The organism is Specibacter sp. NPDC078692, assembly GCF_040686835.1.
Taxonomy (GTDB): domain Bacteria; phylum Actinomycetota; class Actinomycetes; order Actinomycetales; family Micrococcaceae; genus Specibacter.
This window is the reverse complement of sequence record NZ_JBFBLV010000010.1, coordinates 102,059-124,559: the sequence shown is the minus strand read 5'-3', so window position 1 is coordinate 124,559 and position 22,501 is coordinate 102,059. Positions and strand designations below refer to the sequence as shown.

General features: G+C 61.0%; 21 protein-coding genes. 13 read left to right on the top strand and 8 right to left on the bottom strand.

Annotation, left to right across the window (positions count from 1 at the left end):
• Positions 1 to 1,104, bottom strand: a complete 1,104-nt coding sequence (locus tag AB0O97_RS09565; RefSeq protein ID WP_363842245.1) for a (p)ppGpp synthetase — start codon at positions 1,102 to 1,104, stop codon at positions 1 to 3.
• A gap of 226 nt (positions 1,105 to 1,330) precedes the next feature.
• Here AB0O97_RS09565 and AB0O97_RS09560 point away from each other — a divergent pair, with 226 nt between their 5' ends.
• From AB0O97_RS09560 to AB0O97_RS09545, 4 genes are all read left to right on the top strand, one after another.
• On the top strand, positions 1,331 to 2,296 hold the full coding sequence (locus AB0O97_RS09560) for a carbohydrate kinase (protein ID WP_363881992.1): 966 nt from the start codon (positions 1,331 to 1,333) through the stop codon (positions 2,294 to 2,296).
• 107 nt (positions 2,297 to 2,403) lie between these two features.
• Entirely contained in the window at positions 2,404 to 3,210 is an 807-nt protein-coding gene (locus tag AB0O97_RS09555; RefSeq protein WP_363881990.1) for an HAD-IIB family hydrolase, read from the top strand.
• A 46-nt stretch (positions 3,211 to 3,256) separates the two neighbouring features.
• Positions 3,257 to 4,039: a glycerophosphodiester phosphodiesterase gene (locus AB0O97_RS09550; protein ID WP_363881988.1), complete on the top strand. Its 783-nt coding sequence runs from the start codon at positions 3,257 to 3,259 to the stop codon at positions 4,037 to 4,039.
• 39 nt (positions 4,040 to 4,078) lie between these two features.
• Positions 4,079 to 5,194, top strand: coding sequence for a glycerate kinase (locus AB0O97_RS09545; protein ID WP_363881986.1), 1,116 nt, complete (start codon positions 4,079 to 4,081; stop codon positions 5,192 to 5,194).
• Between the two features lie 129 nt (positions 5,195 to 5,323).
• Here AB0O97_RS09545 and AB0O97_RS09540 read toward each other — a convergent pair whose 3' ends face one another.
• Positions 5,324 to 6,643, bottom strand: a complete 1,320-nt coding sequence (locus AB0O97_RS09540) for a solute carrier family 23 protein (RefSeq protein WP_363881985.1) — start codon at positions 6,641 to 6,643, stop codon at positions 5,324 to 5,326.
• Between the two features lie 69 nt (positions 6,644 to 6,712).
• Positions 6,713 to 7,024, bottom strand: a complete 312-nt coding sequence (locus tag AB0O97_RS09535; protein WP_363842262.1) for a metalloregulator ArsR/SmtB family transcription factor — start codon at positions 7,022 to 7,024, stop codon at positions 6,713 to 6,715.
• A gap of 53 nt (positions 7,025 to 7,077) precedes the next feature.
• Between AB0O97_RS09535 and AB0O97_RS09530 the strand changes: the two genes are divergently transcribed.
• Complete coding sequence (locus AB0O97_RS09530) at positions 7,078 to 8,007, top strand: cation diffusion facilitator family transporter (protein ID WP_363881984.1); 930 nt, start codon at positions 7,078 to 7,080, stop codon at positions 8,005 to 8,007.
• Positions 8,008 to 8,159: 152 nt separating this feature from the next.
• On the opposite strand, the gene pgm is transcribed toward AB0O97_RS09530, so the two are convergent.
• Positions 8,160 to 9,803 (bottom strand): phosphoglucomutase (alpha-D-glucose-1,6-bisphosphate-dependent), encoded by a 1,644-nt coding sequence (pgm, locus tag AB0O97_RS09525; protein WP_363881983.1) that lies wholly within the window; start codon positions 9,801 to 9,803, stop codon positions 8,160 to 8,162.
• 175 nt (positions 9,804 to 9,978) lie between these two features.
• Here pgm and AB0O97_RS09520 point away from each other — a divergent pair, with 175 nt between their 5' ends.
• Positions 9,979 to 10,464: a DUF4190 domain-containing protein gene (locus AB0O97_RS09520; protein ID WP_363881982.1), complete on the top strand. Its 486-nt coding sequence runs from the start codon at positions 9,979 to 9,981 to the stop codon at positions 10,462 to 10,464.
• 123 nt (positions 10,465 to 10,587) lie between these two features.
• Here the strand turns inward: AB0O97_RS09520 and AB0O97_RS09515 are convergent, their stop codons facing one another.
• Positions 10,588 to 12,066 carry a peptide MFS transporter gene (locus AB0O97_RS09515; protein ID WP_363842274.1) on the bottom strand — a complete coding sequence of 493 codons (1,479 nt, stop codon included), beginning with the start codon at positions 12,064 to 12,066 and terminating at the stop codon, positions 10,588 to 10,590.
• Between the two features lie 157 nt (positions 12,067 to 12,223).
• Here AB0O97_RS09515 and AB0O97_RS09510 point away from each other — a divergent pair, with 157 nt between their 5' ends.
• From AB0O97_RS09510 to AB0O97_RS09500, 3 genes are all read left to right on the top strand, one after another.
• Positions 12,224 to 12,550, top strand: coding sequence for a rhodanese-like domain-containing protein (locus tag AB0O97_RS09510; protein ID WP_363842277.1), 327 nt, complete (start codon positions 12,224 to 12,226; stop codon positions 12,548 to 12,550).
• Positions 12,551 to 12,611: 61 nt separating this feature from the next.
• Positions 12,612 to 13,550 (top strand): prephenate dehydratase, encoded by a 939-nt coding sequence (gene pheA / locus AB0O97_RS09505; protein ID WP_363842280.1) that lies wholly within the window; start codon positions 12,612 to 12,614, stop codon positions 13,548 to 13,550.
• Positions 13,551 to 13,776: 226 nt separating this feature from the next.
• Positions 13,777 to 13,950 carry a hypothetical protein gene (locus tag AB0O97_RS09500; RefSeq protein WP_363842283.1) on the top strand — a complete coding sequence of 58 codons (174 nt, stop codon included), beginning with the start codon at positions 13,777 to 13,779 and terminating at the stop codon, positions 13,948 to 13,950.
• Positions 13,951 to 13,996: 46 nt separating this feature from the next.
• On the opposite strand, the gene AB0O97_RS09495 is transcribed toward AB0O97_RS09500, so the two are convergent.
• Positions 13,997 to 15,064, bottom strand: a complete 1,068-nt coding sequence (locus tag AB0O97_RS09495) for a diacylglycerol kinase family protein (RefSeq protein WP_363881980.1) — start codon at positions 15,062 to 15,064, stop codon at positions 13,997 to 13,999.
• 51 nt (positions 15,065 to 15,115) lie between these two features.
• On the opposite strand from AB0O97_RS09495, the gene serS reads away from it, so the two are divergent.
• The 3 genes from serS (at position 15,116) to AB0O97_RS09480 (ending at position 18,719) form a co-directional block, all read left to right on the top strand.
• On the top strand, positions 15,116 to 16,393 hold the full coding sequence (gene serS / locus AB0O97_RS09490) for a serine--tRNA ligase (protein WP_363842288.1): 1,278 nt from the start codon (positions 15,116 to 15,118) through the stop codon (positions 16,391 to 16,393).
• A 143-nt stretch (positions 16,394 to 16,536) separates the two neighbouring features.
• Entirely contained in the window at positions 16,537 to 17,382 is an 846-nt protein-coding gene (locus AB0O97_RS09485; protein ID WP_363881978.1) for an HAD family hydrolase, read from the top strand.
• Positions 17,383 to 17,612: 230 nt separating this feature from the next.
• A complete protein-coding gene (locus AB0O97_RS09480; RefSeq protein ID WP_363881976.1) occupies positions 17,613 to 18,719 on the top strand; it encodes a hypothetical protein in 1,107 nt (368 codons plus the stop codon).
• A 118-nt stretch (positions 18,720 to 18,837) separates the two neighbouring features.
• Here AB0O97_RS09480 and AB0O97_RS09475 read toward each other — a convergent pair whose 3' ends face one another.
• Positions 18,838 to 19,326, bottom strand: a complete 489-nt coding sequence (locus tag AB0O97_RS09475) for an inorganic diphosphatase (RefSeq protein WP_363842294.1) — start codon at positions 19,324 to 19,326, stop codon at positions 18,838 to 18,840.
• A 188-nt stretch (positions 19,327 to 19,514) separates the two neighbouring features.
• Here AB0O97_RS09475 and dacB point away from each other — a divergent pair, with 188 nt between their 5' ends.
• Positions 19,515 to 20,912, top strand: a complete 1,398-nt coding sequence (gene dacB / locus AB0O97_RS09470) for a D-alanyl-D-alanine carboxypeptidase/D-alanyl-D-alanine-endopeptidase (protein ID WP_363881975.1) — start codon at positions 19,515 to 19,517, stop codon at positions 20,910 to 20,912.
• A gap of 8 nt (positions 20,913 to 20,920) precedes the next feature.
• Here the strand turns inward: dacB and AB0O97_RS09465 are convergent, their stop codons facing one another.
• Entirely contained in the window at positions 20,921 to 22,498 is a 1,578-nt protein-coding gene (locus AB0O97_RS09465) for a CotH kinase family protein (protein WP_363881973.1), read from the bottom strand.
• Positions 22,499 to 22,501: the final 3 nt, after the last annotated feature.

Genomic DNA, 22,501 nt, shown 5'->3' with positions numbered 1-22,501 from the left:
CTAGAAACCCTGCGCCTTGCGATAGCGCTGCATCTGCTGGTGACGGCGGATCAGGCTGTCGCGGCGCGGGGTTTGTTCTGTTCCGGCTTCCTCTGCGGTGAGGTCAATGTGGCTTTCACCAAACTGCCACAACAGCAGATCATCCAGGAGCCTGTCCGGGCCGGGGGAGTACCTGTGTTCCAGGGCCCTGCGGACATTGGAGATGATCTGCGGCTGCAGGAGGGCGGCCAGATCCACGGTCTTGCCCAGCCCATGCGCGGCCACCAGCTCAGCCGCCCAGCCCCAGTCGTCACCAGCCTTGCGATCAACATGCGGTAGCAGCGTTTGCCACACGGCCTTGATCCGGTTCGGGGTCAGCGAAACGTTGCCCTCACCTTCGGTATCCCAGTAGCTGGTGACCGTTTCATACCTGTCGTGAAGCTCGGAAAACGCCGATTCCACAGTCTCCAGCATGGCTGCCGTGGCAGTGAACTGCCGGTCAAAATAGGGGCTCCAGGCGCGCGGATCCTGGGACTTGAAGCGGATGTCGTGCTCAATCTCGCTCCAAGCGTGAGCGAAGATGGTGCGGATCTGGCATTCGAAAAAGTAGCTGCCGTTTGGCTTAGTATCCGGATCCAGCAACGCCTGGTAGTTGCGGACTACTTCGCTTTGGATGGTGCGCAGGATCAAGTGGCGGCTGGAGTAGCCGTAGGTGCCGGACTCGATCGAGCCAATATCCTTCTCTGTGTCGCCACGGCAGTCAAAGATGCTGCGCTGGCGTTTAATCAGGTTTGCCGCCTGCGCGTTCTCGCCGGGCAGGGTGGTGATAACGCGAACGCCCACCATGTCTGTGAGGTTCTTCAATGGCTCCGGAAACTGCAGGGCAGGGGCGGCGTCGGGTTCGGACACCATCCGTGATGCTTTTTCGCGAAATGATTCCACGGACTTGGTGCGGCTGGTGACAAACAGGGGTTTGTCCTCAGCCTCAGAGAGGACCTCACGAATGAGTGACTCCATCTCAGCGGTCAATTGGATCAGGGCCGGTCGGGTGCGTTCAAAATCGGCGATAGAGGCGCTGACGGCTGGGCGCAGTGATTCATCGAGTCGTTCCCAATTACTACTCATAAACAGAGCTTAAACGGCAGTGTGGGCTGCAAGCGAACCGCAATGCCGCGTATGACAGAAAAATAGCAGAAGTGAGGGCCGATTTCGCCCCGAACGCTCGCTACGGAGTGTTTTGCAACTTACTTGGCAGCTTGCTTTACACATCGCTTCAGACGCGTTGCCTCCAGCCGTGCCGACATGGCTCAAATGAGAGTGCAGGAATCCGGTGGCATCGTAGGCTAGTGCCATGTTGACTGTTATTGGCGAAGCCTTGGTAGATGAAGTTGTGCAAGCCGGAAAGGCGCCCGTGCCCCATGTGGGCGGGAGCCCTATGAACGTAGCCGTGGGCTTGGCCCGGTTGGGACACCCTGTGCAATTCCTTGGCCGCATCGGCAAGGACGCCTATGGAGACATGGTGGCAGGTCACTTGAAAACCAATGATGTTCTGGTGCCACTGGCGCCGGATGAACTCCCCACCTCGGTGGCCCGAGCGGTGCTGGACACTGACGGCGCTGCCAGCTACGAATTCGCTCTGGACTGGACGCTGCCTTCGTTGGCTCCAAGCAGTGATTCCGCCTCCGGCGGACCGGCGGAAAGCGCCAGCCAGTTCATTCTGAACGGGACAACTCTGCTGCATACCGGGTCCATTGCCACCATGCTGGCCCCCGGTGAAGCGCACGTGCTGGCCGCCGTTGTTTCAGCGCATCCGCATGCCACCATCGCTTACGATCCCAACTGCCGCCCCAGCATTATTGGCGACGTTGACCATGCCCGCCAACAGGCAGAAAAATTTGTCCGGCTGGCTGACGTCATCAAGGCCTCCGACGAGGACTTGGAATGGCTGTACCCCGGCGTGGACCCCAAGGAATCGGCGCGCAAGTGGCTGGCGATGGGCGGCGCGGAAGGTCCCGCCGTCGTGGTTGTGACGCAAGGATCAGGTGGGCCATGGGCTGTGTGCGCTGCCGGTGAAGCGGAATGCCAGGTGCCGTCGGTGGAAGTTGTGGACACCGTCGGAGCCGGGGATTCCTTCATGGCAGCCCTGCTCTCAACTCTTGTGGATCGGGAACTGGATGGTGTGCAACGGCGCAGTGAACTGCGTGCCATCAGCACTGCAGTCCTGGGTGAGCTGATCGAGTATGCGGCCCGTGCGGCAGCCATCACTGTCTCTCGCGCCGGAGCCAACCCGCCCAGCCGGGCAGAACTTAGAAAATAGCTGCAAAAGTAGGCGGCTGTGCCACGCCCGGGACTGTAGTGAGCTGTTGTGACTAGCCGTCTGAGGCCCGGAAGCCCGGCTTTGCGGGAAGTTGGATAGCCTTGGGTATGCGTTTAATTGCCAGTGACATCGACGGAACCATTCTGGGCCATGACGGAAAGATCAGCGACCGCACTGTGGAGGCCTTCGCAGCCGCCGCCGCAGCGGGCGTTGACATTGTGTTTGTGACCGGACGGCCGCCGCGCTGGCTCGATCCCATCCGGGACCAGATTGGCCACACCGGTACGGTCATTTGCTCCAACGGTGCCGTCAGCTACGACCTCGCCACCGAGCACGTCACCGAATCACATGTTCTGGACTGGGACACCGTGGCCCAAGTGCGCAGCATCGTCTCCGGGTTGGCCCCGGAACCGTACTTTGCGTTGGAGTCACTGCAGGGCTTCCATGTGGAAGAGGGTTTCCTGACCGCGCGCACGGCCGCCAGCGGAGAGTACTTTCCCGGAATATTGACACCGGATATGGCTGATAGCGGCATCGTGAAGATGCTTGCCGTCCTCCACCACGGCACGGCGGATGAGTTCATGGGGCTCGTCTCGCCGGCGATCGGTTCGCTGATCGCCGTCACCCATTCTGCGCCCACGATGGCCATGCTGGAAATGGGACCGCTGGGCGTCAATAAGGCCGTGACGCTGGCTAAATACGCCGCCGCACGGGGAATCGACGCCACCGACGTGGTGGCCTTCGGAGATATGCCCAACGATATTGAGATGCTCGCCTGGGCCGGTTCTGGCTATGCCATGGCCAGTGGCCATCCAGATGCGCTCGCAGCCGCCGCATTGCAGGCGCCGCGATTTGAGTCCGACGGCGTTGCCCAAGTCATCGAATCCCGTCTGGCCGCGCTGCGCCTGGCCTGAGCAACGACTACGACAACGACGGAACCAGAAACAGAACCCAGTGAGTATGAGTACAAACAAACCGGCCAAGCCGTTCCTGGCACCCGCGCAGCCGTTGGCTATTGCTCACCGGGGGTTCTCTCGTGGTGGACTGGAAAATTCCGTAGCGGCATTCAAGGGTGCGCTGGAACTGGGCTACCAGTACGTGGAAACGGACATCAACACCACAGCTGACGGTGTAGCCATGGTGTTCCACGATGCCACGTTGGACCGCACCACGGACATGGAAGGCGTCATTGCCGAACTGCCCTATTCCCAAGTGCGCCAGGCCCGTATTGGTGGCCAGGAGCCCATTGCCACGCTGGAGGAATTTGTTGTGGCCCTCCCGGAGGCCCGGTTCAATATCGATGTCAAGGATGCCGGCTCGGTGGCCCCGCTGATTGCTGCCATTGAAAAGCACGGATTGCATGACCGGATTTGTGTGGCGTCGTTCTCGGACAAGCGCCGCCGCACGGTGTTGGCTGGGCTGAGCCGGCCCGTGGCGAGCTCTCCGGGGAAGCGGTTGCTGGTGGCGTACTTTCTCGTGTCACGCTGGCTCCCGGCATCGATAGTTCGTTTCCTCATGCGGGATGTGGATGTCTTGCAGCTCCCAACACATCACAAAGGCCTTGAACTTCTCACTGGGGCCACGGTGCGCCGGGCGCACTCGCTGGGACTGAAAATTCATGTCTGGACCATTGATGATCCTGCCGAGATGAATCGGCTTTTTGACTTGGGCGTTGATGGGATCATGACGGACAGGGCTGATCTGTTAGCCGACGTCATGCGCCAGCGGGGCTACTGGGCGTAACGCTTCGGCCATGTGGGTTGTGGGTGGCAGGATGGACACATGCGAATTCTCATTGCCCCGGACAAGTTCAAGGGGACCCTGACCGGGCCTGAAGCGGCGGCCGCCATGGCTGAGGGAGCCCTCCGGGTCTATCCGGACGCGGTGGTGACGGCTCTTCCCATTGCCGACGGCGGAGAGGGTACCGTGGAGGCGGCCGTTGCGGCTGGCTTTTCAGAACGCCTAAACGCCGTGGTGGGACCCATCCTCAAGCCCGTTGGCGCTGTCTGGGCCTTTGCCGAGGACAGCAAGGTGGCTGTTATTGAAACAGCCCAGGCCAGCGGTTACCTGCTCAGTGAACCCACGGTAGAAAACTCCCTGCGCGCCCATTCCTACGGTTCTGGCCAGTTGATAGCAGCAGCCTTGGACGCCGGTGCCACGGAGATCATCATTGGTTTGGGTGGTTCAGCCATGACCGACGCCGGCACGGGTGCCCTGCGGGCGCTGGGGTTGAGGCTGATGGATGCACAAGGGAACCTGGTGCCGCTGGGCGGTGGATCCCTCATTGACGTCGTCGCTGTAGATGCCACGGGCCTTGACCCGAGGCTGGCCGCCGTCAAGGTGCGGATGGCTGTTGACGTGGATAACCCGCTTTACGGGCTCAATGGTGCCGCCCACATTTTCGCCCCGCAAAAGGGGGCCGATGCGGATGCCGTCGAACGCCTCGACGCGGGGCTGCGCAATCTGGCCTCGGTGGTCCGGGAAGCCACGGGCATTGACATGGACGTGCCCGGCTCAGGTGCGGCCGGCGGCTTCCCCTCCACCTTCGTGGCGTACGCCAATGCCTCCGTTGAGCGCGGCTTCGATTTGGTCGCATCCCTGATCGATCTGGAAACCCACCTGGCCGATGCAGACCTGGTCATCACGGGGGAAGGCTCCCTTGACGTGCAGTCGCTGTCCGGGAAGGGGCCGCTCGGCGTGGCTGACGCTGCCCACGCGAGGGGGATCCCCGTCGTCGTGGTTGCCGGGCGCATCACGGTGACACCGGAGCAGTTGGCCAAACACGGGGTGGTTGCCGCCGTCAGTGCCACGGACGTGGCCGGCTCCCCGGAAGCGGCGCTGGCGGATGCCGCTCGTTACACCACGCGCGCCACCTCCGAGGCGCTCAGCGGCATCTAGCAACGGAACTTAAAGCAGTATGCGCCAAACTCGTGATGAGTTTGGCGCATTGACTCCTATGCGCTGAACCGAGCCTGGGCTCAGGGCATAGTGAGAGTTCAGCGCAGGAGTAGGCGTCCGCGGCGGGTTTTACTTCGTGGTGTTTTCAACGGCGAGGGAGTCGGGCTCCGGTTCCAGCGGGTCGGTGGTGGTGCCGCGCCACTTCGCCAGGGCGCTCATGCCGTGGTAAACAATCAACGCTGAGGCGGTGCCCAGTGCAATACCGGCAAATTGCAGATTCCCGATCTCCCACGTGAAGTCGGCAATGCCGACGATCAGTGCCACGGCGGCCGTGGTCAGGTTGATGTTGTTGGAGAAATCGACCTTATTCTGCACCCAGATGCGCACACCCAGAACGCCGATCATGCCGTATAGCAACGTCGCCGCGCCACCGAGCACGCCAACCGGAACCGTAGCGATCAATTCGCCAAACTTCGGGGAGAAGCTCAGCGCCAACGCCGCAATGCCGGCAACAAAGTACGCAGCGGTGGAGTACACCTTGGTGGCGGCCATGACGCCAATGTTTTCAGCGTAGGTGGTGGTGCCGGAACCGCCACCGAAGCCTGCCAAGGTGGTGGCAACGCCGTCGGCAATCAGGGCGCGCCCGGCGTACGGGTCAAGGTCTTCCCCGGTCATCAGGGCAACAGACTTCACGTGACCAATGTTCTCGGCCACCAGCACCAGGACCACAGGAATGAACAGGCCAAGGATGGCGAAGTGGAAGGTTGGGGTCTGGAAGTGCGGCAGGCCAATCCAGCCGGCCGCCTCAATCTTGGAGAAGTCCACTTCCTGGCGCAGTACAGCCACCAGATAGCCGGCCACCACACCCACCAAAATGGCCAAGCGGCCCAGAATGCCGCGGAACAAGACGCTCACCAGGATGATGACACCCAGGGTGATGACGGCTGTGATGGGCGCCAGCTTGAAGTTGTTCCATGCCGACGGTGCCAGGTTCAGCCCGATCAGCGCCACAATGGTGCCCGTGACGGGAGCCGGCATGAGCCGGTTGATCCACGAGGAGCCGAACTTCTGCACAATGAGGCCAATGATGGCCAGGGTTACGCCGGCCACGACCACGCCGCCCAAGGCTCCGGCCACACCAAATTGTTGCTGGGAGGCCATGATGGGGGCGATGAAGGCAAAGCTGGAACCCAGGTAGCTAGGGACCCGGCCGCGGGTGAAGATCAGGAACAAGATGGTGCCGATGCCGGAGAAGAACAACGTTGTCGCCGGAGGCATGCCGGTCAGCAGCGGGACCAAGAACGTTGCGCCGAACATCGCCACAACGTGCTGGAGGCCAATGCCGATGGTCCGCGGCCAGCTCAGCCGCTCGTCGGGGGTGACCACCTGTCCGGGGGCAATAGTCTTGCCGTCACCGTGAATTCTCCATTGTGTGCCCAGCAAATTCATCCGCTTATCTCCCGTTCCAGGCCGCGCCTGTGCTCGGTCCGCAGATAAGAATATCGGATGAATGGTCTGTTATGGGTGCGGCAGGTGGCCCTCGTTGGCTAGAAGCACGACGCCGAGGAGATCGTTGAGTGCGTGTGCCAAGGCCGGATGGGCTAATTCATACCGGGAGCGGCGGCCTTCAGCGATGGCGACGGCTAACCCGCAGTCCCGTAGGCAGGACAAATGGTTGGACATACTCTGTCGTGAAACTCCCAGTTGGGCCGCCAAGTCAGCCGGATACTGCGGTTCTTTGGCCAGGTTCATGAGAATTTCGGCCCGGGTGGGGTCGGAGAGTGCGTAGCCAAAGCGGGCCAACACCGCTGCATTGCTAATGGGCTTCATTCTCAATATGCTACAGCATTTGATGAATTCAGCGTTCGCTGTACCATTGAGGCATGTCTGGTCACCATCATTCCCATTCCCACGCGGGCGCTCCCGGAGAAAGTCATACGGGCCGCCTTGCCGTGGCTCTGGGGATTACGCTGGCAGTGTTCGTTTTCCAAGTCATCGGTTCAATCCTGACCGGTTCCTTGGCCCTGCTCTTTGATTCCGCCCATGTGTTGACCGATGCTGGTGGGTTGGCCATGGCGCTGCTCGCTGCTCGGCTGATGGTGCGCCCGGCCAGCAGCAAGCGCACCTGGGGCTTTGCCCGAGCTGAAGTATTGGCCGCTACAGCGCAAGCCGCCGTGCTTCTCGCCGTCGGACTCGTGGTTTTGGTGGAGGGTGTTCAGCGCCTCTTCAACCCCACCGAGATCGCCTCCCAAGAAATGATCGTGTTTGGTGCGCTCGGCCTGCTGGGCAATATCGTGTCCATGTTTGTGCTGATGGGCGGGCGGTCCAAGAACTTCAACATGCGCGCCGCGTTCCTGGAGGTCGTGAACGACGCGCTCGGCTCGGTGGCCGTGATCGTGGCCGCGATTATCATTTCCACCACCGGCTGGATGCAGGCCGACGCCCTGGTGGCCATGCTCATTGGCGCGCTGATTCTGCCGCGGACCGTGAAGCTGCTGCTCGAGACCATTCACGTTCTGCTGGAATCCACGCCGTCGGGGCTGGACTTGGACGAGGTTCGCAAGCACATCATGGAACTGGAGCATGTGCGCGGTGTCCACGATCTGCACGCAAGCCAGATCGCGACGGGACTACCCATTCTCTCGGCCCACGTGGTGGTCGACATGGAATGCTTCCACGACGGGCACGCCGCGAAGATGCTCGACGCACTCCAACACTGCGTCGCCGGCCACTTCGACGTCAGCGTTGAGCACTCCACGTTCCAGCTGGAGCCTGTGGGGCACGCCGAACACGAGCAAGGCGCCCACCACTAGCTGTCCCTAGATGCGGCGGCGTTCTTCAATTTCGATCCGTGAGATATGGCTGCTTTGAGTACTCATAAGCGCCTTGTCTCACGGACCGATGAGGCTGCGTTGCGGAAGTGCTCACATTCGCCCCGGGTAGGAGGCGGCGGTTAGGGCCGGCGTTAGGAGATGACGCCGTCCACGAGCGCCTTGGCCTCGGCCTGGACCTGCGCCAAGTGCTCGGCGCCCTTGAATGATTCGGCGTAGATCTTGTACACGTCTTCGGTGCCGGACGGGCGTGCCGCGAACCAGGCGTTCTCGGTGGTGACCTTCAGGCCGCCAATGGCTGCGCCGTTGCCAGGGGCCTCGGTCAACTTGGCTGTGATCGTCTCGCCAGCCAAGGTGGTGGCGGAGACATCGGCTGCGGAGAGCTTGCCCAGCGCCGCCTTTTGCTCACGGGTCGCGGCCGCATCGATGCGCGCGTACGACGGCGCCCCAAAGCGATCTGTCAGCTCACCGTAGTGCACCGAGGGTGACTTGCCCGTGACGGCCGTGATTTCCGAGGCGAGCAGGGCCAGCAAGATGCCGTCCTTGTCGGTGGTCCACACAGAACCGTCCTTCTTCACGAAGGAAGCGCCAGCGGATTCTTCCCCACCAAAGACGCCCTCGCCGGAGAGTAGCCCGGGCACAAACCACTTGAAGCCCACGGGAACTTCAACCAGCTGGCGGCCAAGGTCTGCTGCAACGCGGTCAATGATGGAGGAGGAGACCAGCGTCTTGCCCACACCGGCGGTGGCGGGCCACAGCGTGCGGTGCGTGTAGAGGTACTGGATCGCCACCGCCAGGTAGTGGTTCGGGTTCATCAGCCCCGCGTCCGGGGTGACGATGCCATGGCGGTCGGCGTCGGCGTCGTTCCCGGTAGCAATGTCATAGGGTGCGCCAGCTTCAAGCTTCTTGATCAGAGATGCCATGGCCGACGGCGATGAGCAGTCCATGCGGATTTTCTCATCCCAGTCCAGGGTCATGAAGGCCCATTGCGGATCCACGGTGGGGTTGACCACCGTCAGATCCAGGTTGTGGCGTTCGCCAATTTCGCCCCAGTAGTCAACGGAGGCGCCGCCCATGGGGTCCGCGCCAATGCGCACACCGGCGGCCCGGATGGCGTCCAGATCCAAGACGGACGGCAGGTCATCGACGTAGCCGGAGAGGAAATCGAACTTGCCGGTGGTGGAGGCCGCCATGGCATCGGACAACTGCACGCGGCGCACCCCGCGCAGTCCGTCTTCAAGGAGTTCGTTGGCGCGGTTGGCGATCCAGCCGGTGGCATCAGAATCGGCGGGGCCACCGTGCGGGGGGTTGTACTTGAAGCCGCCGTCGCCCGGAGGGTTATGGGACGGAGTCACCACAATGCCATCGGCCAAGGCATCCGTGCGGCCCTTGTTGTAGCTGAGAATGGCGTGCGAAACGGCCGGAGTGGGCGTGTAACCGTGGCGGGCGTCGATCAATACCTGCACACCGTTGCCGGCCAGCACCTCAAGGGCAGTGTTCTGGGCCGGTTCGCTCAGTGCGTGCGTGTCCTTGCCCATGAACAGGGGTCCGGTGATGCCCTGAGAATTGCGGTATTCAATAATGGCCTGCGTGATAGCGGCGATGTGGCCCTCATTGAAGGACGACTTCAACGAGGATCCACGGTGTCCGGAGGTGCCAAAAGCCACGCGCTGAGCCGGATCGCTGAGGTCCGGTGTCAGATCGTAGTAGGCGTCCAGGAGGGCGGAGAGATCAACAAGGTCTTGGGGAAGGGCAACAGTGCCCGCGCGGCTAGCCATAACCACAGCATGACAGAGACACCCCGTGGATGGCACGTGTTGCCCAAAGTGTGAACTCTTCATAGCAGTGGTTGCCCGTGGGGGCGAGGCGCCACTGGACTAGCATGGATGACAAAGTCAACCACTACCTGTGTACCTGCGAAGGCACAGGCACAGCATCGTGTAGGAGCAATACATGTCTGATCAGCCGGATACGCCACAGCCTTATATGCCGCCAGGCTACAACTCCCCGCCGGTGCCGCCTTATATGCAGCCTGCTCCTCCTGCTCAGTCTGCTGCGCCCGTGCCCCCGTACTATGCCCAGCCAGCCGCACCCGCAGCCCAGCAGCCTTACTCGCAACCGCCGCAGTTCAATGCGCCCACCTATTATCAAGGTGGCCCCGGCTATCCAGGCCCGGTTGGTCCCAAGGGTATGAGTTTGACCAGCATGATCGTGGGCCTAGCCTCGCTCGTCTTGGTCGGGTTCCTTATTGTTCCCCAGATTGTTGGCATAATTCTGGGCCACATGGGACTCAAACGCGAAAGCCCCCAAGGGCGTGGTTTCGCCATCGCCGGCCTGGTGCTGAACTACCTGGCGTTGCTGATCTACGGGATCATCGTGGGAATTTGGTTCGCCATAGTGCTGGTGGCGGCCGGTTCTTCTCCCTCATACTCTTACTAGAGCGTCAGCGCTAAAACCGGAATAAGAAACCGAATAAAATACGACGGCGGCACTCACCGAATCGCGTAAGCGAAAGGTGAGTGCCGCCGTCGTACTTTAAAGCTTTTAAAGTCTGGAGCAGGGCTACATGATCCCGGCCATCAGCTTCTTAATGGGCTTCTTGGCGAGGAACAGGGCCACACCGAATCCAATGGAGACCAGACCGATGACGAGGAAGTAGGGGGTCTCGTTCTCGGGGTCGTACCACTGGGCGAGGACACCGGACATGGCGGTTCCGAGTGAGACGGACAGGAAGAACAAGGCCACCATCTGTGTCTGGAACGCGGCCGGGGCAAGCTTCGTGGCCAGCGACAAGCCCACGGGGGAGAGCATCAGTTCGGCGACTGTGAACAGCAGCAGAATGAACACAATCGCCATCATGGGCACCGAGGCCATGCTGGCGAACGGGATGAAGCTCAGGTAGGCCAAGCCCATGACCATGAGCGCAACGGAGAACTTCACCGGCGTACCGGGCTGGCGTGCGCCCCACTTGGTCCAGAGTGCGGCAAAAACACCGGCCAAGATGATAATGAACACCGGGTTGATCGAGGAAACCCAGCTGGCGGGAACCTCCCAGCCGAGGATTTCGCGGTCGAGGCGCTTATCGGAGTATAGGGCAATCACGGTGAACTGCTGCTGGAACAGCGACCAGAAAACCGCACTGGCCAAGAACAATGGCATGAACGAGAAAACGCGGCTGCGCTCCTCCCCGGTGACCGTCTTGTTGGCCAGAATCACCGCGAAGTAGGCAATAGTTGCTGCGATAACTACGGCAACAATGACCCACTTGAGGTTCTCGGCGGTGATCAACTTCAGGGTTACGGCCACAACAATCACTACGACGCCGGCAATTGCCAGTCCGGCGAACTTGCCGTACTGCTCGCGCGGGAGCGGGTTCGGGATCGCGTGAGCAGACTGCGGCAGGTTCTTGCGCGTCAGTCCGTACTGCAGCAGACCGAAGCCCATACCAACGGCCGCCGCGGCGAAACCAATGTGGAAGCCGTAGGTGACCTGCAGCCAACCGGTGGCCAGCGGGCCGATGAGACCACCAATGTTGATGCCCATGTAGAAGATGGAGAAACCAGCGTCACGCCGGTTGTCGTCCTTGGCATAAAGCGTTCCCACCAAGGCGGTGGCGTTAGCTTTCAAACCACCGGAGCCGACGCCGATCAGGATCAGGCCTACTGTCAGGCCAACGGCTCCGGGGAGCAGGGCCAAGGACAGGTGACCGGCCATGATCAGGATGGCGCTGTAGAACAGCACCCGCTCCGAACCCATGAGGCGGTCTGCCACCCAAGCGCCGAGAATGGTGGAGAGGTAAACACCGCCACCGTACGCACCGACGATGCCCAGCGCGGTGGTCTCGTCAATGCCGAGCCCGCCCTGAGTGACGGAGTAGTACATGTAGTAGGCAAGAATTCCCTGCATGCCGTAAAAGGAGAACCTTTCCCACAGCTCAACGCTGAAGAGGTTCAGCAGCATCTTGGGCTGTCCGAAAAAGGCGGTGTCGGGGTGTCTTGGGGGAGCCGTTGCCGGATCGGCGGGGCTGTTTTGTGAACTCACTTAAGCAATTTTGTCACTTCTGATGCCGATCGTCACATTTGGGTTTCCAGCAAGAAATAGGGTAGCTGCTCTTTATTGGTCCTCACTGCGCTCTCCCCGGTCCCCTCGAGCGCTAGGCTTAGCCCATATTGGAATCAAACTTTTTAGGAGAGCAAACATGTCAGACATCATGAGCGTCACGGTTGCCGAGATGGGCGAGGACGCTGTGATTTTGGATGTCCGCGAAGACTACGAGTGGGAGGCCGGCCACGTTGACGGCGCCGTGCACATTCCCTTGGAACAGTTGCCGGCGCGCCTCGAAGAGCTCGACCCCGACGTAGACGTCAACGTTATCTGCCGCACCGGTGGACGTTCATTCCGGGCTACCACTTGGCTGGTCCAGAACGGCTACAGCGCCTTCAACGTGGTGGGCGGCATGGGTGCATGGTTCGAAGCCGATAAGCCCATGGTCTCCTCCAACGGTCAAACTCCCCGCGTCCTCTAATTGTCCGCAACCAGCGGACGAAACCACGAAGCTACGCATCTACGAACGAGACAGGTTCTCCATGACATCCGCGCCCTTTGATACAACACTGCCCCTGACCTTTCTTGGGCCGGAGGGGACCTTTACCGAGGCCGCTCTGCTGCAGGTTCCGGGTGCGATCGAGATGGAACGAGTCCCGTCGACCAACGCAGCAGCCGCGCTTGCCAAAGTGCGCAGTGGAGAAGCTTTCGCGGCCATGCTCCCGATTGAAAACTCGATTGAGGGCGGTGTCCCAGCCACGCTGGACGCGATCTCCAACGGAATTGAACTGCGCATCTTGCACGAAGTGGTGGTGCCCGTCAGCTTCGTCTTAGTGGCGCCGGCAGGGGTGACGCTCGCCGATATCAAGGCCGTGGGCACACACCCGCACGCATGGGCCCAGACCCGGGACTGGTTTAGCGAAAACCTGCCACAGGCGGCCCATGTCCCGGCAAATTCGACGGCGGCTGCCGCCCACTCCCTAGTCACTGGCACTGACGCTTTCCAGGCCGCCGTATGCGCACCGCTGGTTGCTCAGCAAACAGGACTGAATATTCTTGCCGCCGCCATCGAAGACAATACGGGGGCCGTCACACGCTTTGTTTTGGTGGGTCAGCCGGGATCGCTGCCGGCACCTACCGGTGCCGATAAAACCACCCTTGCCATTCCGCTCCCCGAGGATCACCCCGGCGCGTTGATGGCCATCCTGGAGCAATTTGCCAGCCGTGGAGTGAACCTGAGCCGCATTGAGTCCAGGCCAACCGGGCAGTTCCTAGGTCACTACACCTTCAGCGTTGACGTTGACGGGCATATCAACGACGCCCGGGTAGCCGATGCCTTGCGTGGCTTACACCGGGTCAGTTCCGACATTCGTTTCCTGGGCTCTTACCCGCGTGCCGATCGGCAGCCGCCGGCGATCCGCTCCTACAACTCGGACGCGGCATTTGCCGACGCCGCGTCCTGGGTCGAATCTCTCATCTAGTCGCTTACCTGCTCACACACCTGGGAAACAGTACGCTGACGAGGGTTCCTTCTCTGTCTGTCTGGCTTTGTCTGGCCAGCCCGGGCGAAAGAATCGCTGCGCCGCGACTCTTTCGCCCGGGCACCGGCACGCCTATGCTTGGCCTATCTCCACAAGGTGACTTCTGTGCAAGGTCACTTGCCGGAGATGGAAAAGTTGCTCCCAGCAGGGAAGAGGCGAGTCAATCATGGATCCGCAGGTAGAAAAGAACAGCAGCCAGGACGGCACCATTGTGAACCCTGGCAGCAGTTCAGGCCGGGACACGTCCGTCGGTGACGAGGGCGACGACGCCAATGAGTTGCGCTTTGACGAAGAGGAACGCCTCATTAAGGAACAGTCGCAACGTCCCGAAACTGACTAGAGCGAACTTCCCCAGGCTGCCCGTGCCGTGCCGTGCCGTGCCCTGCCTAGGCCGGGTCGTTTGGTGCAGCCACGCGGACCAGTACGGCCTTGTGCTCCACGCTGACTCGCACACTGGTGGCGGGGCCGGAAGGATCCCCGTCAATTTGAGTTTCGACAGGCATGACAGTGCGGATGGTCAGATTCTGGGAACGGTAAAAATCAATGACGGGCAGGTGGTTCTTGTGTTGGAACACCACTTTTCCCGCCATCGCTAGCCAACCGAAGGCGCTGCGGGGGCTGATTACCACCACGTCCAGGACGCCGTCGTCGATCAGAGCTCCCGGAACAAAATCGATGCCGCCGGGGAGCAGCCCACAGTTGGCAAACAGCACGGAACGGACCTTGCGCTGCTGAGCGGGCTCGTTGTCGAGCGTGATGCTGACCTTCTTGCGTCGCCCGGCCATGTGGCGCAGACCGGCTTCGCTATAGGCGAGCCAGCCCACGTGCTCCTTGAGCTTGGAATTGGTGTCGTTCATGACATCCGCGTCCATGCCCAGGCCGGCTATCACCATAAACGAGTGCTTTGATTCGGCTCCTGTCACGGCGTTCTCGATCTCCATGAGTCCAGCGTCAATGTGGCGTTGGTGGCCAAAGAGCGCAATTTGCACGCAGGCGGCCATGTCGGTTGCATCGAGACTTAGATTGCGTGCCAACAGATTTCCAGTGCCCAACGGCACGATTCCCAGGGGGATTTCCGTGTGTCGCAGGGTCTGACCCACAGCGCGCACGGTGCCGTCGCCGCCGCCCACAATAACGACGTCGGCCTTGGCACCCAGCGCAGCTTCAGCCATAGCGAAACCTGGATCCTCCGCAGTGGTTTCGAAGAAGAGCGGGGCCGGCCAGCCAGCTTTGGAAACGGAGCGGCTGATGAGGGATTTGGCCGCCTCGGCACCATTTTTAGTGGGGTTATAGATGAACGCCACTTGCTGTTTAGCGATGTTGATCTTGTGGGGAGAATCGGCCACGGCACTGCGAGTGTGCTTTTGCGCGAGCTTGCGCACACCCACCCAGCTCGCGGCGGCAGCCAGCACAATAATGGCCACAATGATGACGGCAAGGAGTTCGGTTTGCATGATTCTCTAACCATAGCGGCTGAAGTTGCATTGATTGGATAGGCTTAGGGCGTGATCGATGTACGAGACCTCTGCGAAAATCCTGAAATTTACCGTGCCAGCCAGCGTGCGCGTGGTGCTGATCCGTCGGTGGTGGACGCCATCATTGCTGCCGACGCCGCACGTAAGTCCGCGATCACCTCTTTTGAGGCGTTGCGGGCTGAGCAAAATGCGTTTGGCAAGAAGGTGGCCAAGGCTAAGGGCGAGGAAAAGACCGCCCTGCTGGCCGAGGTGAAGGAGGTGGCTATTGCCGTCAAGAGCGCTTCGGCTGCTTCCGACGCCGCTGCCGCGGAGCAGGACGCTTTGGTGCGCAGCATTCCCAACCTGGTCTCTGACGGTGTTCCCGAAGGTGGCGAGGATGACTTCGTCGTGGTCAAGACCGTGGGTAGCCCGCGTGAATTCCCCGACTTTGAGCCCAAGGACCACCTGGAAATTGGTGAACTCATTGGCGCCATCGACATGGAACGCGGCGCCAAGGTGTCCGGTTCACGCTTCTACTTCCTCAAGGGAGTGGGCGCACGCCTGGAAATGGCGCTGCTGCAAATGGCCATGGATCAGGCCATCGAAGCCGGCTTCACACCCATGATCACCCCTACCCTTGTTTTGCCCGAAACCATGGCTGGTACCGGCTTTGATGTGGAGCACGACGCCGAGATCTACCGTCTCGCTGACGACGACCTCTACTTGGTGGGCACCTCCGAGGTAGCTCTGGCCGGTTACCACGGGAACGAAATCATTAACGTTGACGAGCCCGTCCGCTACGCCGGTTGGTCCTCCTGCTACCGCCGTGAGGCCGGTTCGCACGGTAAGGATACCCGCGGCATCATCCGCGTGCACCAGTTCAACAAGGTGGAAATGTTCGTTTACACCTCAGTTGAAAAGGCTGCCGAAGAGCACCAGCGACTGCTTGCATGGGAAGAGGACATGCTCGCCAAGGTTGAGCTTCCCTACCGCGTGATCGACACCGCCGCCGGAGACTTGGGCATGTCCGCCGCCCGCAAGTTCGATTGCGAAGCTTGGGTCCCTACGCAGGACGCCTACCGCGAGCTGACCTCCACCTCTAACTGCACCACGTTCCAGGCGCGCCGCTTGAACATCCGCGAACGTCAGGTTGCCGAAGACGGTGGCAAGGGCAGCACCCGCGCTGTCGCCACGCTTAACGGCACACTGGCCACTACTCGCTGGATCGTCGCCATTTTGGAACATCACCAGAACGCCGATGGTTCGGTCACTGTTCCGGTGGCCCTGCGCAAGTACCTCGGCGGCATGGAAGTATTCCCGGTCCTATAAGACTTTTGCGGTCTGTCCACACACCATGTGAACGTCGGATTAATACTCACACTGTGCAAACAGCTGTGGACATTAACCCGGCGTTCACGGCATTAACAGGTGGAATATGTGGCATTTTTCCCTGAATCTGTTTAGCTGGATGTATGACAATGACAGTAAATACTGCAATTGCCGGCATCGATGACCGGTCCACTGCAAGCCCAAAGTACTTAGTAGCCCTAGATGTAGACGGAACGTTGGTTGATCACGACGGTGTTATGAGTGATTCCGTCCGCACCGCGGCAACGGCCGTGGTCGACGCTGGTCACCACGTCATCATCGCCACCGGCCGCTCACTCGGAGCCCTGCTGCCCATCGTGGAGATGATCGGCATGCGCACCGGGTATGGGGTCTGTTCCAACGGTGGTGTGACCATTCGCTTGGACCCCACTCTGGAGAACGGCTACGAGGTCATAGACCGTGTGACTTTCGATCCGGCTCCCGCCCTGAATACTCTGCGTGACAAGATCCCCGGGGCTCGCTTCGCGTTGGAGGACGCTGAGGGAAACTTTCTGGCCACCTCCCGTTTCCAGGACGACAGCTTTGGCATTGAGGCCCGCGGTGTGGACTTCGAGCACCTGTTGAACACTGATGCTGTGCGCGTTGTGGTCAATAGTGCTGAAGCCAGCACGCAAGAATTCTCAGACGCCATCTCCGCCGCTGGCCTGAGCGGAGTCACCTACGCCATCGGTTGGAGCGCCTGGCTCGACATTGCCGCGGCGGGCGTCACCAAGGCTTCCGCACTTGAGGTGGTGCGTTCTTCACTGGACATTGATCAGTCGCTAACAGTGGCCATGGGCGACGGCTCCAATGACGTTGAAATGCTTCGGTGGGCTGGCCGCGGTGTAGCCATGGGCCAGGCTGAGGACAATGTGAAGGCCGCAGCCAACGAGGTAACCGCTTCTGTGTACGACGACGGTGCTGCCACCATCTTGCGTAGCCTGCTCTAGTCCCCACGCCTCGCAACCTCAGGGCGGGCCCCTCTCCGCACAGCCAGTTTTCCAAGAGCAGAAATGGCTGCTGCCATTGGGGTATGGCACGTGCCTCGCTCGAGGCTCCAGTGCGGAGGGTTGCCACCTCGCGGGCATTATACGACGTCTCGCCGCTTGAAAAAACCGTCAGGTAGGCTGGAAGAGGAATATGGACGATTAGTGAACTACCGACATGGAGGTACGTGCTCATGACCACCAATTCTCAGGGAACAGTTGATCCCCTTGATTTCAGTGCAGTATTCAAACGGGATGAAGGCAGCGGGCCGAAGGCCACGTTCTACATACCCTCTGACGTAGCCGGCACACAGGCCGACAAGTCCGCGAACATTCTCAAGAGCCACATCAAACTAGCTTCCGAACAATTCGTGGAATCTGGGATGAGCAAGTCGGACACCGAAGCTATATTCGCACCCATCGCCGACCTAGTCGCCGATTCATCGTATTGGAGGCTGCAGAGCCGGGGGCTCGCGGTGTTCGTTGCTCCCGACTTCCACTTGGCGGTGAGGATCCCGCTCGAAGTAAGTGAGTCTGTGACGGTCGCCGACCACTTTCAGGTTCTACCCTTAGTCCCCATCTTGGAAAATGACGGCAAGTGCTACATCCTGGCCCTGGCGAAAAACTCGCTGCGACTCTTCGATGCGACCCGTAACAACATCGAGGAGCTGCCGCTCGGAACGATCCCCGAATCTTTTGATGCCGTGATCGGCGAGCTTCCCGAACAATCGCTGCAGTCGCGCGCAATCGGCGGCGGGGACTCGGCCTTCTACGGTCAGGGCGGATCGGGTGAAACGGAGACCATGCTCACCGAGAAATTCATTCATGCCGTAGGTAAGGCGGTCGGCGATGAACTCGGGACCGCGCGGTCGCAACCACTCGTTCTGGCCTCTGTTGCGGAGTATCTGCCGATCTTCCGCGACGCCAGTTCATACCCTGCGGTCCATGGCCAGGTGATCGCGGGCAATCCTGAACATAAACATCCGGATGAGTTGCGCTCGGCAGCGTGGAAGCTGCTGCGTGAAAGCGAAGCCGCCCGCGATTCTGCAGAGCGTGAGCGCGCCCTATCATTGGTTCACAACGGCAAGGGCGCGTTGGATGTTGCTGAAATCGCGCGGGCAGCGGACGAAGGCCGAGTCGATTCCCTGTACCTGCCACGTGACGAGAAACGACTGACTTCACCAACAGTGCGCGAGTTGGTGAACCGAGCCGTCCTGTCGACCGTGCGAACATCCGGCACCTTGCGAACGCTGGGCGAATGGGACCGTGACGATGAGGTAATGGCCACTCTGCGGTACTGAGAGGGAGCCGCGGAGATCCTCAGGATCCGTGCCGACGTTACCGTCCCCAGGGAGACAAAGGCGGCGCACCCCGCAAAAGGGGAGCGCCGCCGTCGTACTTCATAAAAGCCGCAAAAAACTAGTGCTTGGTGTCCTCGAAGCGCTTGATGGAGGCTTCCAACTCGGCTTCTGCAGCTGCACGGTCGGCCCAGCCCTCAGCCTTGACCCACTTGCCGGGCTCCAGATCCTTGTAACGGGTGAAGAAGTGCTCGATCTCCTTGACCAGGAATTCATCCACGTCGGACAGTTCCTGGATGTGGTCAAAACGCTTGTCATCAACAACACACAAAACCTTGGCGTCGCCGCCGCCGTCGTCGGTCATGTTGAAGACAGCGATGGGGCGCGCATCCACCACTACACCGGGATGCAGATCGTAGTCCTGCAGCATTACGAGGGCGTCCAGCGGGTCGCCATCTTCGCCGAGAGTGTTGTCGAAGAAGCCGTAGTGAGTGGGGTACTGCATCGAAGTGAACAGCACCCGATCCAGGCGGACGCGCCCGGTCTCGTGGTCAACTTCGTACTTGACGCGTGATCCGCGGGGGATCTCGATGGTGACGTCGTGCTTCATCGTTAGGCTCCTCAAATGATGGGGTGTGCGCGGCCGGACACGGCTCTGCACGGAAAATCCGTCTAGTATGAGGATATAGGCGCTTTCGTTGCGCTAAAAACCCGCCCGGACTTTTCGGGCGCAATAATGCCCTTTTTAGTCCGATCGCGTGAGCCCGGACCACCTGCCTCGAAGGAACCGCCTGCTTCATGGGACGCACGTCAAAAGCTGTGACGAGCGGCTTGCTCATCTGCGCACTGGCCGCCGTAACCGTGCCGGCCGGGCTGCACCTGATCCCCGCATTCCTGCCCCAAGACCCCGCCGCTGTGGCAGTTATCCCCGCGGCCCAGCTGGCGCCCACCGGCATCAGCACGCTCACCGGAATTGACCCGCTGTCCGCGACGGCGCCGCTGCCGGACGCGGCTCAGCTCTCTGCTGATCTGACAAAAGCCCTAACGTTCGATGGCGAGGGCACCTTCAGCATGTATGTCGCCGACGCCTCTTCCGGGACGCCGCTGTTTTCCCAGGACGGGCAGACGGCGCGGATTCCGGCGTCGAACCTAAAATTGCTGACGGCCGCGGCAGCGCTCAAGACGCTGGGTCCAGATACGCACTTCACAACTGAAGTGTTGGCGGGCTCCAGTGCCACGGAAATTGTCCTGCGGGGCGGCGGAGATACCATGCTCGCCGCGGGGGAAAGCGATCCGGAGGCCGTCATGGGTCACGCCGGGCTCGCCACCCTAGCGCAGCAAACAGCCACGGCGTTGAGCAAGGCAGGAGTCGCCGGGCCCGTCACGCTGACCTTGGATGACACTGTCTTTACCGGCCCTTCGCTCAACCCCAAATGGACCAAAGGAGATGTGGACGCTGGAGAGATCGCGCCCATTTTCCCGATCGCCCTGAACGCAGGCCGGTTTCACCCTGAGGTACTGAGCGGCCCCCGCCCGCAGGATTCGGCGATGACCACCGCGCAGGCCTTTGCCGATGCGCTCGCAGACGCTGGTGTGGCCACCACGGAAACCATTGGCCGCGGTACTTCCACCGGCGCGGTTCTGGCCTCGGTTGAATCGGCCACCGTGGCTGGGCAGGCGCAGTACATGCTGGCTGAATCAGATAACTATGTGGCGGAAGCGTTAGGCCGGATGGTGGCGGTGAAAATGGGTAGTGAGGCCAGCAACGCAGGAGCCGTGGCCGCGGTCCGCCAAGTGGTGGAACAGCTGGGGCTGCCCATGAACGGGGTTGTCAGCACCGATAATTGTGGCCTCGCCGAAGGCAACTTGATCAGCCCCGAACGCCTTGTTCAGATGGTCTCGCTCATGCTGGCAGACCCCTCTTCTGATGTGGGTCAGGCCTTGGCTGGGCTGCCTATTGCCGGGCTGAGTGGTTCCTTGTCCCAACGCTTCGTGGCTGCTCCGCAACTGGATGGGGCGGGGCTGGTCCGTGCCAAGACCGGGTCCCTGAATGAGGTGACAGCACTGTCTGGTTACGTCATCAACTCCCACGGCCGGCTGCTGGTCTTCTCGATCCTGGGCAATGGGCTCACCGGCGGTGCCGCTGCGGCACGCCCCGTGGTGGACGCCGCGGCGGCGGTCCTCGCCGCGAGCTAGCCTGCGAGCTAGCCTGCGAAGGCTTTCTCCAGGGCCTCGCCACGCTGTGTCAGGAAGGTGGCCACGGTGGCGGACTTGTCCGTGATGTCATCCTGGCTCAAGCCATCACTGGCGGGGATGGACGCTGTGATGGTGGTCAGCAGCGATTGGGCAGTTCCGTCACCGAACACCTGCTGGTAGAGCTCTTGGTACGCGGACTTGTAGAGCGTCTGGAATGTGGCGGAGGCCAAGAAGCGGGTCTTGAGTGCATTGCCACCCATTCCGCCTCCGACCCTATTGGTAGCGCCCTTACCGCCGCCGCCCATGGACAAGGACTCATCCGGGCTGGCCGTGGCATTGCCGCTCAGAGCCAGATTCAGGTCCCAGGAGATGACGGAGATTTTCTTGGTGGTCAGGTTGTAGCTGAGGTAATAGTTTTGGCCAGGTCCAGCCATGTCATCGGAGTTGGCCAGCAGATTTTGGGTTGCCGTGTACTTGGCAAAGGAAGCTACATCAACCCAGTTGGCTAGTTCGGCGTCAAAGGTGGCGTCATCGGCTTCATCGAGCCACTTCAAGAAGCTGACAATGAGCGTTGCATCCTGGGAGTCTTCCTTGTTTAGCTGCTTGAACTGGTCCTTGTACGTTGCCAGATCATCGCCCTGGTAGCTGAAGCTGGAATCGGCGTCGGCCTTGAAGACCACGCTGTCACCGTCGTCAATGCTTTCCCCGTATTGCTCATCGGGGTTTTCCAGCAAGAGCCGGGTCTGCGTTGCGGACCCGTTGACCGAATAAGTGGTGTAGGAATAACGCTGGGTGGGCTGCCCCGTTGCCGCTGTGACGGACAGGGCCACCGCTTCATTGATAACAGGGGTGCCGGGGCGCAATGCCAGTTCGGTCAGACCGTCATATTCGGTGCCGTCAACATATTTATCAAAGCGGATCAGCAACGGCAACGACGCCGGATCATCTGCCGAAATGTCCGATGAAGCACCCATGCCGCCGCCTGGAGCGCCGCCTGCTTCGCCATCTGGACCTCCGGCCATGTCGGTTGGCATGTCGGTGGGCCTGGTGCCGTCCCCTCCCGGGCGAATGCCGTCGCCGGGAGTGCCGGCCATGTCGGTTGGCATGGTGCCATCCCCGCCCGGGCCCATTCCGCCGTCGCCACCTGGACCTCCGGCCATGTCGGTTGGCATGTCGGTTGGCATGGTGCCGTCACCGCCCGGGCCCATGCCGCCACCGCCGGGAGCGCCGTCTTGCGTGCCGCCCAGTCCACGCAGAGTGGAGTTGCCCTTGAGTCTTACGCCAACATTTTCAATCAAGGTGCCGTCGATGGTGATGTCGGCGCTGATCCACGCCTTATCGGAGTCCGTTTCATAAGCTGCGATCATGGCGTCGTAGTCATCGTCATCCCAGGAGAGGCTGACGGAGTGAGGCACCGTGGCATCGAAAAGCTCTACGGCCCCGGTGATGGAGGTTCCGCCCTTGCCGGTCACTGCCGTTTCGCCGGAGCCGGAGCAGCCAGCCAGTGATAGGGCCAGCACGGCTGCCGTGGCGCTGAATAATTGTGCTTTCTTGCGGAACGTTTTCAGAAGTGGCGTTTTGGCCATGGT

Coding starts and splice junctions, on each gene's coding strand:
- AB0O97_RS09565 (WP_363842245.1), bottom strand. CDS start 1,104: ATGAGTAGTAATTGGGAACGACTCGATGAATCACTGCGCCCAGCCGTC.
- AB0O97_RS09560 (WP_363881992.1), top strand. CDS start 1,331: ATGTTGACTGTTATTGGCGAAGCCTTGGTAGATGAAGTTGTGCAAGCC.
- AB0O97_RS09555 (WP_363881990.1), top strand. CDS start 2,404: ATGCGTTTAATTGCCAGTGACATCGACGGAACCATTCTGGGCCATGAC.
- AB0O97_RS09550 (WP_363881988.1), top strand. CDS start 3,257: ATGAGTACAAACAAACCGGCCAAGCCGTTCCTGGCACCCGCGCAGCCG.
- AB0O97_RS09545 (WP_363881986.1), top strand. CDS start 4,079: ATGCGAATTCTCATTGCCCCGGACAAGTTCAAGGGGACCCTGACCGGG.
- AB0O97_RS09540 (WP_363881985.1), bottom strand. CDS start 6,643: ATGAATTTGCTGGGCACACAATGGAGAATTCACGGTGACGGCAAGACT.
- AB0O97_RS09535 (WP_363842262.1), bottom strand. CDS start 7,024: ATGAAGCCCATTAGCAATGCAGCGGTGTTGGCCCGCTTTGGCTACGCA.
- AB0O97_RS09530 (WP_363881984.1), top strand. CDS start 7,078: ATGTCTGGTCACCATCATTCCCATTCCCACGCGGGCGCTCCCGGAGAA.
- pgm (WP_363881983.1), bottom strand. CDS start 9,803: ATGGCTAGCCGCGCGGGCACTGTTGCCCTTCCCCAAGACCTTGTTGAT.
- AB0O97_RS09520 (WP_363881982.1), top strand. CDS start 9,979: ATGTCTGATCAGCCGGATACGCCACAGCCTTATATGCCGCCAGGCTAC.
- AB0O97_RS09510 (WP_363842277.1), top strand. CDS start 12,224: ATGTCAGACATCATGAGCGTCACGGTTGCCGAGATGGGCGAGGACGCT.
- pheA (WP_363842280.1), top strand. CDS start 12,612: ATGACATCCGCGCCCTTTGATACAACACTGCCCCTGACCTTTCTTGGG.
- AB0O97_RS09500 (WP_363842283.1), top strand. CDS start 13,777: ATGGATCCGCAGGTAGAAAAGAACAGCAGCCAGGACGGCACCATTGTG.
- AB0O97_RS09495 (WP_363881980.1), bottom strand. CDS start 15,064: ATGCAAACCGAACTCCTTGCCGTCATCATTGTGGCCATTATTGTGCTG.
- AB0O97_RS09485 (WP_363881978.1), top strand. CDS start 16,537: ATGACAATGACAGTAAATACTGCAATTGCCGGCATCGATGACCGGTCC.
- AB0O97_RS09480 (WP_363881976.1), top strand. CDS start 17,613: ATGACCACCAATTCTCAGGGAACAGTTGATCCCCTTGATTTCAGTGCA.
- AB0O97_RS09475 (WP_363842294.1), bottom strand. CDS start 19,326: ATGAAGCACGACGTCACCATCGAGATCCCCCGCGGATCACGCGTCAAG.
- dacB (WP_363881975.1), top strand. CDS start 19,515: ATGGGACGCACGTCAAAAGCTGTGACGAGCGGCTTGCTCATCTGCGCA.
- AB0O97_RS09465 (WP_363881973.1), bottom strand. CDS start 22,498: ATGGCCAAAACGCCACTTCTGAAAACGTTCCGCAAGAAAGCACAATTA.